Annotated in this window: 10 protein-coding genes; 5 read left to right on the top strand and 5 right to left on the bottom strand. The window is 74.0% G+C overall.

What is annotated here, in order from left to right:
- Positions 1-325: 325 nt before the first annotated feature.
- Positions 326-1,462 (top strand): aldo/keto reductase, encoded by a 1,137-nt coding sequence (locus tag D7294_RS26580; RefSeq protein WP_158674696.1) that lies wholly within the window; start codon positions 326-328, stop codon positions 1,460-1,462.
- On the opposite strand, the gene D7294_RS26575 is transcribed toward D7294_RS26580, so the two are convergent.
- A complete protein-coding gene (locus D7294_RS26575) occupies positions 1,387-2,895 on the bottom strand; it encodes an NAD(P)/FAD-dependent oxidoreductase (protein ID WP_120684174.1) in 1,509 nt (502 codons plus the stop codon). The two genes, D7294_RS26580 and D7294_RS26575, sit on opposite strands and share 76 nt — an antisense overlap.
- 257 nt (positions 2,896-3,152) lie before the next feature.
- Between D7294_RS26575 and D7294_RS26570 the strand changes: the two genes are divergently transcribed.
- Positions 3,153-4,361, top strand: coding sequence for a cytochrome P450 family protein (locus D7294_RS26570; protein ID WP_120684172.1), 1,209 nt, complete (start codon positions 3,153-3,155; stop codon positions 4,359-4,361).
- A 24-nt stretch (positions 4,362-4,385) separates the two neighbouring features.
- Here D7294_RS26570 and D7294_RS26565 read toward each other — a convergent pair whose 3' ends face one another.
- Positions 4,386-5,672 (bottom strand): DegT/DnrJ/EryC1/StrS aminotransferase family protein, encoded by a 1,287-nt coding sequence (locus tag D7294_RS26565; protein ID WP_158674695.1) that lies wholly within the window; start codon positions 5,670-5,672, stop codon positions 4,386-4,388.
- 276 nt (positions 5,673-5,948) lie between these two features.
- Here D7294_RS26565 and D7294_RS26560 point away from each other — a divergent pair, with 276 nt between their 5' ends.
- Positions 5,949-6,875, top strand: coding sequence for a PhzF family phenazine biosynthesis protein (locus tag D7294_RS26560; RefSeq protein ID WP_120684167.1), 927 nt, complete (start codon positions 5,949-5,951; stop codon positions 6,873-6,875).
- A gap of 205 nt (positions 6,876-7,080) precedes the next feature.
- Here D7294_RS26560 and D7294_RS26555 read toward each other — a convergent pair whose 3' ends face one another.
- Genes D7294_RS26555 through D7294_RS26545 form a run of 3 tightly spaced genes read right to left on the bottom strand, consistent with a single transcriptional unit; the run spans position 7,081 to position 9,111 of the window.
- Positions 7,081-8,019 carry a MauE/DoxX family redox-associated membrane protein gene (locus tag D7294_RS26555; protein WP_241562639.1) on the bottom strand — a complete coding sequence of 313 codons (939 nt, stop codon included), beginning with the start codon at positions 8,017-8,019 and terminating at the stop codon, positions 7,081-7,083.
- Between the two features lie 16 nt (positions 8,020-8,035).
- Positions 8,036-8,671, bottom strand: a complete 636-nt coding sequence (locus D7294_RS26550; RefSeq protein ID WP_120684165.1) for a cell wall protein — start codon at positions 8,669-8,671, stop codon at positions 8,036-8,038.
- Positions 8,672-8,685: 14 nt separating this feature from the next.
- The gene (locus D7294_RS26545; RefSeq protein ID WP_120684163.1) at positions 8,686-9,111 is read right to left on the bottom strand and encodes an RlpA-like double-psi beta-barrel domain-containing protein; all 426 of its coding nucleotides are present in this window, start codon (positions 9,109-9,111) and stop codon (positions 8,686-8,688) included.
- Between the two features lie 433 nt (positions 9,112-9,544).
- Between D7294_RS26545 and D7294_RS26540 the strand changes: the two genes are divergently transcribed.
- Together D7294_RS26540 and D7294_RS26535 are read left to right on the top strand one after the other, a co-directional pair.
- Positions 9,545-9,808 carry a hypothetical protein gene (locus tag D7294_RS26540; protein WP_120684161.1) on the top strand — a complete coding sequence of 88 codons (264 nt, stop codon included), beginning with the start codon at positions 9,545-9,547 and terminating at the stop codon, positions 9,806-9,808.
- A gap of 119 nt (positions 9,809-9,927) precedes the next feature.
- Positions 9,928-10,503, top strand: a complete 576-nt coding sequence (locus D7294_RS26535; RefSeq protein WP_120684159.1) for a Uma2 family endonuclease — start codon at positions 9,928-9,930, stop codon at positions 10,501-10,503.
- Positions 10,504-10,591: the final 88 nt, after the last annotated feature.

Genomic DNA, 10,591 nt, shown 5'->3' with positions numbered 1-10,591 from the left:
AGCCGCCGGAAGCGGCCCGGCGCCAGACCGGTGAACACCTCGATCACGTCACGACGTTCCGCACTCAGCACCTGCACGATCAGCCCAACGCGCACCAGCCACAACAGTTACGAGACAACCTTTAGGGGCGGACTCACCGGGGCCGAACATCATTGTTCTCGCACGTTATCTGCGCTAGGCATGTCCTCGTCAAGATGAGGGGCGCAAGATGACGCAAAGGCGGCTGCACACCGGCCCCATCAGGCGGCGTGGTGCACAGCCGACTCCCTTGGCCACGGCGCCTGTGACGTTCCCCGCAAGCCGCGGGCCTACCGCAGAGGACCGGATGACCGACATCGGATACCGCTTCCTGGGGACCACGGGTCTCAGGGTCTCGCGCCTGTGCCTGGGCGCGGCCACGATGGGCTCCCGCTGGGGTGCCCGCTGGACCATGTCCCAGGCCGACGCCGATTCCCTGGTCGGCACGGCGCTCGACAACGGGATCAATTTCTTCGACACCGCGAACGTCTACAACGGCGGCGAGAGCGAGCAGTGGCTCGGCAAGGCGATCCGCCGCGCCAGGGCCCGCGAAGCCGTCGTGGTCGCCACGAAGTTCGGCTACCTCACCGACCCCCGCAACGCCAACAGCGGGGGGTGCAGCCGCAACGCGATGTTCGGGGCGGTGGAACGCTCGCTGCGCAGGCTCGGCACGGACTGGATCGACCTGTACTACCTGCACCTGTGGGACGGCGTGACGCCCCCCGAGGAGACGCTCGCCGCCGCCGCCGACCTCGTCGCCGGCGGGAAGATCCGCTACTTCGGGATCAGCAACGTGCCCGGCTGGTATCTCGCCCGGTGCCAGGCCCTCGCCCAGTGGCAGGGGCTCCCACCGGTGGCGGCGGTCCAGATGAACTACAACCTGCTCGAAAGGGGCGTCGAGCACGAGATCTGCCCGCTGCTCGACCGCGGTCCTGCGCTGGTCGGCTGGGGCCCCCTGGCCAACGGGCTGCTGGCCGGCCACTACCGGGTGGACCGGGCGGCGCGCGTCATCCGGGGCAGGGGCAGGCTGACGGAATCCTTCACGACGGGGGACCTCGACCCCTTCGACGAGACGGTCCCCCGGGTGCTCGACTGCCTGCGGGAGGTGGCGCGGGAACTCGGCAGCAGCGCCGCGCAGGTCGCCCTGGCGTGGCTGCTGCACCGGCCCCGGCTCACCTCCGTCGCCCTCGGGGTGTCCTCGCCGGCGCAGCTCCGCGAGAACCTGGCCTCGCTCGACCTCACGCTCCCTCGCGAGGCGCTGTCCCGGCTGGACCTGGCGAGCCGGAGGCCGCTGCCCTACCCGCACACCTTCCTCGCCCCCGGCTACCAGCGCCTGGTGCACCCACAGGGGCCGCCGGCCCCCGCGGCTCAGCCGCCGGCCACCGCCGAGGAGACCGGCCCTGACCCTGACCCGGACCCGGACGCGGCGCCCGCCCCGGGCTGAATGCCGTGCTCGCGCAGGCCGCGCCGGATCTCCCGGGCGTTCTGCCGGCTGCTCACGGCATAGGCCACCAGATCGGGCCCGAGGCCGAAGTCGAGGCCGAGCCAGCTGTAGAAGGCGGTGGCCTGGCGGCGGTAGATGCCGGCCAGCCAGCCGGTCGTGCCGTGCAGGGCGGCCTGCGATTCGAACCAGCCGGCCAGGCAGTGCTCCACGTACTCCTCGATGGCGTGCTCCACGGTCCTGGTGTGGATCAGGCCGCGGGACGGCGCGAACATGCCGTCGATCAGGCGCTCCTTGCCTTCGAGTTCGTTCGCGGCGTTCGCGGCGAGCAGCGGCGCGCAGTGGAACCCGTCCCGGTAGGTGCCGGTCAGCACGTAGAGCCCGGGCAGCGCGGACCAGCCGATCAGCGGAAAGCCGTCCAGGGTCACCGGCCGGCTGCCCACCCGCCACTCCTCGATCTCGTGGTGGGTGATCTCCTCGTCGAGCTGCTGCATCGCGCACTGGGTCAGGAAGTGCACGTCGTTCATCTGCACGCTGTTCAGCGGCTCGGCGGCGACGCTGTTGGTGGCGCCGAGGTACTCCCTGCCCTCGCCGAGCGGCACGACGTGCAGTCCGCAGGCGAAGGCGCGGTTGGGGGTGCGCACCACGCTCTCGAAGGGCGGCCCCGCCATCCGCCGGCCGACCAGGGCGAAGCCGCGCCCGGCGAAGGTCGGCATCGGGTCCGCGGCCTGGGCCACGCCCCGCAGCAGCGGCCCGCTCCTGGCGCCGGCCGCCACCACCACCCGCTCCGCCTCCAGCCGGCTGCCGTCGGCCAGGCGGACGCCGCCGACCCCGCCGTCGGCGGCGATCACCGCCTCGGCCTCCTGGTCCACGAGCGTCACGCCCTGCCGCACGATCCGCGCCTCGAGCGCGGCGATCACCCGCCGCGCGTCCACCGCGCCCTCCCCCGGCAGGTGCAGGGCGCGCAGCGCCCGCTGGTCGGCGCGCGGCCGGTACCCGGCGATCCCGGCGGGATCGACCTCCTCGAACGGCCCCCCGTACGCGCCGAGCGCGGCGGTGATCGCCGCGAAGTTCGCCGAGTCGAGGTAGGAGCCGCTGGTGTTCAGCACCACGTAGCTGTCCTGCGCCACCCGCAGCGGCCGGTGCCCCGGCGCGCCTTCCGACTCCAGGCGCCGGAGCACCCCCGGCCACATCCGGTGCGCCGCCCTGCCCAGTTCGAACCTGGCCCGCCCGGGGGCCGTGCGCAGGGTCTCCGGCGTCACCTCGCCGAAGGAGCCGAGCATCGCCCCGGCCGCCTGGCTGGCCCCCGACGCGCGGCCGCGCGGCCCGACCACGGCGATCGAGCCGGCCCCCCGGGTGGCCAGTTCCTCGGCGAGGAAGAGGCCGAGCGCTCCGTTGCCGATGATGAGGATGTCCCACTGCCGCACACTTGTCATGGCAAAACCGCCTGTAGAGAGCCGAGTTGCGCCGTGAACCGGTCGAGAGGCACCCGAAGAACGTACTGGGCCACCGCCCGGCGGTCCATGGGGCGCGGACCTCGGGCGGCCCGCCGGGCGCGGGGCACCCCGGCCGCGGGCACCGGCCCGCCGCGCCCCGCCAACCCCCGTCCCACGTCACCTGGTTGCGGCGGCACGGCTGCTATAGGGTGACCGCCGGCGGTGCACGGCAGGGCCTGGCTGAAGGGTTCACACCTATGGCGCGGCGCGTATCCGACCCCTATCTGATGTATGCGCGGCTCCGCGAAAGGGGCCCGATCCACCGCAGGACCAACCGGTACGGCTTCGACACCTGGTTCGTGGCCAGGCACGACGCCGTGCGGTCGGCGCTCCTCGATCCGCGCCTGTCCCGCAGCCCGCACCACGCGCCGCAGTGGATGCGCGATCAGGAGCTCACCGGCGGCGGGGCGCTGGGGATCAACCTGCTGTCCAGCGACCCGCCCGCGCACACCCGGATACGCCGCCTCGTGGCCCAGGCGTTCTCCCCGCGCCGGGTGGAGGGCCTTCGGCCGCGCATCGAGGCCGTCGCGGACGGGCTGCTCGACCGGATGGCGCGCGGCCGGGAGTGCGACCTGCTCGACTCCTACGCGGCGCCGCTGTCCCTGACCGTCACCTGCGAGCTGCTGGGCGTCCCGGCCGAGGACAGCGCCGACTTCAGGCGCTGGACCCGGGAGACGATGATCCCGCCCATCGACGAGGAGTCCAAGGCGGCCCTGCTCCGGGGCACCCGGGCCATGCGGCGTTACCTCGCCCGGCTGATCGGGGAGACCCGCCTGCGCACCTCCCCGGCCCTCGCCCCCGACGAGCAGCCCACCCTGACCGGCGCGCTGATCGCCGCGATGGACGAGGGCGACCAGCTCTCGGACGCGGAGTTGCAGGGCACGCTCGCCCTCCTGCTGATGGCGGGCCACGAGACGACCGTGAACCTCGTCGGCAACGGGATGGCCGCCCTCTTCCGCCACCCGGAGCAGCTCCGGCTGCTGCGGGAGCGGCCCGGCATGCTCCCGGACGCCGTCGAGGAACTCCTGCGGTACGCCAGCCCCGTGGAGATGGCCATGCCCCGGTACGCCACCGAGGACCTGGAGATCGCCGGGGAGGAAATCCCGGCGGGCGGCGTGGTCCTGCCCTGCCTCGTGTCCGCCAACCGGGACGGCTCGCGCCTGCCGGACGGGGACGCGTTCGACATCACCAGGGAGGAGCCGAGCGCGGTGCTGAGCTTCGGGCACGGCCCGCACTTCTGCCTCGGCGCCTCCCTCGCCCGGCTGGAGGCGCGCATCGCCCTCGCCTTCCTGCTGCGGCGCTTCCCCTCCGTGCAACTCGCCTGCGACGCCGGGGAGCTGGCCTGGCGCCACAGCTCGGTCCGCGGCCTCGAACGGCTGCCGGTGCGCCTCACCCCGGGCGCATGACCTGCCGCCCCCCGGCGGCCGCGGTCATCCGGCGGGCTGCCGGCGTTGCCACGCGGCGAGCGCCTCGATCTCGTTCTCGACCTTCCGGACCGCGGCGCCGTACGCCTCGATGATCCACTCCTCCTCGTCGAGGAAGTGCGGGAAGGCGAGCTGCCGATCCACGTGGGCCTCGGCCGCCGGGAAGTCGCCCTCGGCGTAGACCCGCTTGCCCGGCGTGAAGGGGCCCTTCCTGCGGTACCCGTCGTCGCGGCGGTTGAAGAGGGCGGTGCGGTGCAGCAGCGGATGGTAGCTGCGCGGCAGGACGAGCAGCCCCTCCGCCTGCAGCGCCTTGGCGAAGGTGTCGATGTCCACGCCGGCCGCCGCGGCGTCGTAGTCGGCCGTGTAGCCGAGCCAGGAGCCGCGGGTGACGTGGGGCCGGGTGAGCGGCGGCCGCAGCAGCGAGGAGCCTTCGAGCTGCCGGGTGAGGGCCTGGTAGCAGCGCGCCCGGCGGCCGATCAGCTCGTCGATGCGCCGGAAGCGGCGGTAGGAGATGGCCACGGCGAGGGCGTGCATGCGGAAGTTGTGCCCGTAGCCGGTGTCCACGAAGGGAAGGTAGGTCTCCGACCTGACCTGTTCCCGGCTGCGCCGTGCGAAGTGGCCGACGAGGTTCGCCCGTTCCATGATCTCGTCGTCGTCGGTGACGAGCGCGCCGCCCTGGCCTCCGCTGAGCAGCTTGCTCGATCCGAGGCTGAACGCGGCGACGTGCCCGATGGACCCCACCCGCCGGCCCCGGTAGGTCGCGCCCACCGCGAGCGAGGTGTCCTCCAGGACCCGCAGCCCGCGGTCGGTGGCGAGTTGCATGATCTCGTCCATCTCGACCGGATGCCCCCACTGGTGGGTCACCACGATGGCCCGGGTGGCGTCGGTGATCCGCCGGCGGACGTCGTCCGGGTCCAGGTTGCCGGTCTCGGGATCGGCGTCCGCGAGCACCGGGACGACACCGAGGCCGACGAGCGGCGTCACCGTGGCCAGGTACGTGTACGTGGGGGCGATCACCTCGTCGCCGGGTTCGAGCCCGAGCCCGAAGTAGGCCGAGTACAGGGCGCTGGTGCCCGAGTTCGTGAGGACGGCGTGCCGCACGCCGTGGTAGGCGGCCAGCTCGTCCTCGTACCGCCCCAGCAGGCCCTCGCGCCCGTAGAAGGACAGCCGGCCGCTCCTGCTGTACATGAACCGGATGGCGGCATCCCGGTCCTCGGGCGTGAACGCGACGGTGTTCCCTATCACGCCCGGGCGGTCGATGGTGGGCGGCCCACCGAGGATGGCCAGCGTCATGAGATGCGTCCCTCCGCCACGGGGCGAGCCGGCGCCCTCGCCCTGCCTGTCTCTCCCGACCCTCGTTTTCTCACCATCCCCGGGCCCCGCCAATCGTGGCCGGCCCCCGGGGCGGCAGATCCGTTCCGTCCCGTCCGCCGGGCCCCGGCCGCGCCGCGGGTGCCGCCGGGCGCTCGTGCGGGCCCGGGGACCGGCTGCGCCTCCGCCCATCGCCCGGGATAGTTTGCGGACTTGATCGGACGCAATCCGATCCGGTTCGGAAAGAAGGAGTCGCCCGTGCCCGCCACGCCCTCCCACCCGCTCGGCCGGGGCCACGACGGCCCGCGCCGCCGGGTCCCCTTCCTGTTCGTCGACGTGTTCGCCGTCGGGCCGCTGACCGGGAACCCGGTGGCGCTGGTGCCCGACGCGGACGACCTCGGCGAGGAGGTGATGCGGGCGGCCGCCCGAGAGTTCAACCAGTCGGAGACCACCTTCCTGCTGCGCCCGCGCCGGCCGGACGCGACCTGGCGGCTGCGGTCGTTCACGCCGATCGGCGCCGAGGTGTTCGGCGCGGGGCACAACGCGCTCGGCGCCTGGCTCTGGCTCGCCGCGAGCGGCCGGCTCCCGGGCGGCGAAGGCGAGTTCGTCCAGGAGATCGGCGAGGACCTGCTGCCGGTGCGGGTGCGCGCCCAGGCGGGCCGCCCGCCCGCCGTCTCGATGGACCAGTCGCCGCCACGGTTCGGCGCGGCGGTCGGCGACCCGGCCGAACTCGCCGCCGCGCTGGGCCTGGCCGAGGCCGATCTCGTGGCCGGGGCGCCCGCGCAGGTGGTGGGCACCGGGGCGGACCACCTGCTCGTCCCGCTCCGCGCACGCGCCGCCGTCGACCGGGCGCGCCCCGATCAGGCGCGGCTCGCCGCCGTGCTCGCGAGCGTCGGCGGCGAGGGCTGCTACCTCTACAGCCGCGAGCCGGGCGGCGACGGGGCCACCGCCTACGCCAGGTTCTTCAACCCCACGATGGGCATCGCGGAAGACCCGGCGACGGGGACCGCCGCGGGCCCGCTGGCCGCCCTGCTCGTGCGCGACGGCGCGGCCCGGGGCGACGTGCGCATCGCGCAGGGACACGCGGCCGGCCGCCCGAGCCTGATCGAGGTCGCCGTGCGCGGCGACCTGGTGACCGTCACCGGCTCGGGGCTCGTCGTCGCCGAGGGCACCCTGCTGCTGTGACCCCCTCCCCGCCCTGAAGGGACACGGATTCCCGCCTGCCGGCCGGTGGTCGCCGGCCGGGGCTTCGGGCGGGTTCCGGCTTCGCCGCGCGGCGCCCGCCGCTCGCCCGCCCGCGGGGGCAAGGGGCCGTACCGGGGAGCGGGGAACGGAGGGCCGGCAGCCCCCCGTTCCCCTTCGTTCCCGCTCCGGCCGCCCGCCGCGCCGCTCAGCCGGCCAGCGGCAGGCGGCGCCGCGGCTCGGGTACGGCCTCGGGCGTCAGCACCTCCCCGGTCTCCTCGTCGACCACGCTGACCCGGATGACCTGGCCGAGCGTGTGGTCGAGGTGGGCCTCGGCGTCCATGGCGAAGAGCACCGAGACCCGCCGGTCGCAGGCGCAGGCGCGGTCGTGCCTGGCCCCCGAGTAGTGCAGAATCCGCCAGCCGTCCTCGTCCCAGTGCTCGACGAGGCCGGAGCGGATCAGCGGGGCGGCGGTCTCCCAGGCGAGCGAGCGCTCCAGCAGTTCCACGGAGGCGGCCACGGGCACCGGTTGCTCCCGGCCGCCCAGCGGGTTGCCGAAGAGCCGCAGCCGCAGCCTGCGCAGTGGAATCCGCCAGCCGGGCCCGGGCCCGGCCGAGAGGTGGGCGAGGAGGGCGGCCCAGGCCACCGCCACCGCGGCGGCCGGCACGGGGTCCTGACCCGCCGCCTCCCACCACGGCCGCCCGCCGGCCACGGCGGCCGCGCCGCCGAGCACCACCGCCGCAGCCCTGGCGAACGAGTGCCAGGTGATCGGCGCGGTGTCGTTCGCCGTGCAGCCGCAGGAGGACTCAGGGGCCACCCGCCTGGCGAGTCCCAGGTAGACGAGGAAGCCGAGGCCGAGCAGCGCGGTGCCCACGCCGGGCAGCACCCGGCCGGGCGCGGCGAGCAGCGCCACCGCGAGCAGCAGCTCGGCGCCCCCCGTGACGCGCAGGACCAGCGTGGCCCGCTGGTTGCCGCCCGTCAGCCGCGGCAGGGCGGTGCGGGCGGCGCGGGCGCGCAGCCGCCGGCCGAACAGCTTCCCCGCGCCCGTCGCGGCGAGCAGCCCGGCCGTCGGCACGGGCAGCACGCTCGCGAGGAGCCCGAGGGGAGACGATGCCGAAACCGCGGACATCGCGGACGTCGTGAACATCGCGGCCCTCCCCGCCTCAGTGCCCGACCGTCACGCGGACGACGTCGATGGAGTCGTCGGCCGGCCGCCAGGCGCCGAGCACCTGGGCCGGCTGGCCGATGCGCAGCCGGCTGAGGTCGGGGGTCAGCGCGCTACCCGCGTAGGAGGCCGCGGTCTCGGGCACGGTGTGGGCGACCAGCTCGCGGTTGTGGTGGGCGAGGTGGAGGCGGTCCTTCTGGATGCCCTGGATCGTCGTGTAGAGGTTGACGATGTTGACCCAGACGGCGTCGGCGGCGATCGAGCCGTCCGGCATCTCCACGCCACGCGCGTAGAGACCGTCCCCGACCTCGACGGCGTCCAGGGTGGTGGTGCGTACCTTCCACAGGCTGGTGGCGTTGGTGACCTGGATGCGGTGGGTCTCGCCGAGCGAGCCGGCGACGTGCAGCATGCTGCCGCGGATCGCGCCGATCCTGCCCTCGACGAAGGTGGTCTGGGTGACCGCCGGGTCCAGCGAGCGGGACGGGGCGGCGAAGGCCGCGTCGGCGTCCAGGGCCCCGAGGGCCGAGGCGCCGACGATGGTGGCCCCGCCGACCGCCGCCGAGGTGAGGAACCCGCGGCGGCCGAAACGGCTGCTGTGGCCGGGCTGCTTCCCGGCATCGGCCGTGCCTGACATGGTCGGCTCCCTTCTCACTCGGTGATCACGACGGGCAGCATGCCGGAGCTGAGGCTGCCGATGGCCGAGAAGGCCGCCGGCGTCAGGTCGAGCACGCGGTTGGTGCGGCAGGTGCCGCCGCAGCACAGCGCCTCGCCGCAGAAGCTCTTGGTGCGCGGGCCGCAGTCGGCGATGGAGATGCAGACGGTGGCGCCGGAACACTGGTGTCTGACGTTCATGACCGAGCCGCAGCCGCGCCGGGCGATGCCGCCCTCGCCGCACAGGTCGGGCCTGGTGATGTCCCAGCACGCCTGCGAGGCGTTGGGCCAGGCGCCGTGGTAGGCCGAGGACCGGCAGTTGCCGCAGGCGCCGCCGCCCGCGCTGCCGCACGGGCCCCAGGCCGCGCCGCAGCAGAACCAGGTGGTCTCGCCGGCCCAGAGGGCGTTGGTCGAACAGGCCACAGTGGAACTCCCTTCGAGGTGCAAGCGAACACGCGAACGCTCAATCTGGCGTGCACATGACATCCCTGGGAGCGGGTGCCTCGCCGGCGCGCCGGGGAAGCGGGCGGCGCGCGGACGCGATGAGGGGATGGGGGCTTCTCCTGGTGCCGTTGCGGGTGGGGGGACGTCTGGCAGGACAGGCGGAGCGTCGAACGGGCTCATAATCCTCGCTCCCCTGTGCGGACGCCAGAGGGCAAAGCCTCTGCAATTGGTCCCACATGTGACAACACGAGGTCGAAGAGAGGCGCCATGTGGTCGCTTTTCACTGCTCTTTCACCGCATCCGGCCGGCGACGCATGTCCCGGCCCGATCCGGGGGAAGCTGAGGGCAACCCAGGCTCCGGCTCAGCCCCGGCTGAAAGGTCAACCGCCCCGTTTTGCTGAGGAGTTCCGACATGGACCAGGCACTGGACCACAGGCTGGACAACAGGACCTCGCGGCGGACGCTGGTGCTTTTCGCCGTCACCTTCCTCCTGGCCGCGCTCGTCTCCCCGCTCTTCGCCCTCTACGAGCTGCCGCTTGGCGTCCTCGGCCTGGTGGCCACGGGGCTGCTGGCCCGCCGCCTCCAGGGCACGGCCACCATGACCGCCACGGTCGTCTTCGCCGGCATCCTCGCCGGCAGCCTCCCCTACCTGGCGGCCGCCTTCCTCGCCTCCTGACGCCGGCCCCGCGCCCCCCGGAAGGGTGATTCCCCCGGGCGAGGCACGCGCGGCCTCCCGGGTTGCCCGTAGACAGGGACGAGTCGTCATGCTGCACGGAGACCCCGCCTGGAGGACCGGTGCCCGTTCACCCCGAACCCCGCAACCCCTCCCCCGCGTACGCGGCCTCCGACCCGGAGACGGCGCTGAAGTACGCGATCCAGCACATCCGGGGGGACCGGGTGGAGATCATCGAGGGAGTGATCGAGCCGGTGTCACCGAGCTGGGATCACGAATCGGCCGCCGCCAAGGTGCGCGAGCAGCTCGGCCCCGCGCTCGCCCGGCTGGGGTGTATCGCGGGCTCGGGCAACCTCGACCTCCCCGGCACGAGCAACTGGTACGTGCCCGACCTTGCCGTCGTGCCGCGCGACCTGGCCAAGGGGGCCTCGGCGCTGGTGCCGAGCCAGACGCTGCTCGTCGTCGAGGTCACCTCGGACTCGAATGCCGACACCGGCCGGATCACCAAGCGCCGGCGGTACGGCCAGTACGGTGCGCCGCTCCATCTGCTCATCGACAGGCAGCAGGGTTCCTGGACGCTGTTCAGCCAGCCCGGGGAGCTTGGCTACACCCTGGTGCACGGGCCGAAGCGGTTCGGTGAACCCGTCCGGCTCCCCGAGCCCTTCGCCCTCGATCTCGACACCAGCGAGCTGCTCTGAACGCTGCCGCCCCCGCTTCCCCCGTCCGCGCCCGGGGGCCGCTGTGCGGCTGGGCCCCCGCCCTCCCTGCATCGGAGTGGGGTGCGGG

This window comes from Streptomyces hoynatensis, assembly GCF_003626535.1.
Lineage (GTDB): Bacteria > Actinomycetota > Actinomycetes > Streptomycetales > Streptomycetaceae > Streptomyces > Streptomyces hoynatensis.
This window is presented reverse-complemented; position numbering and strand designations above follow the sequence as displayed.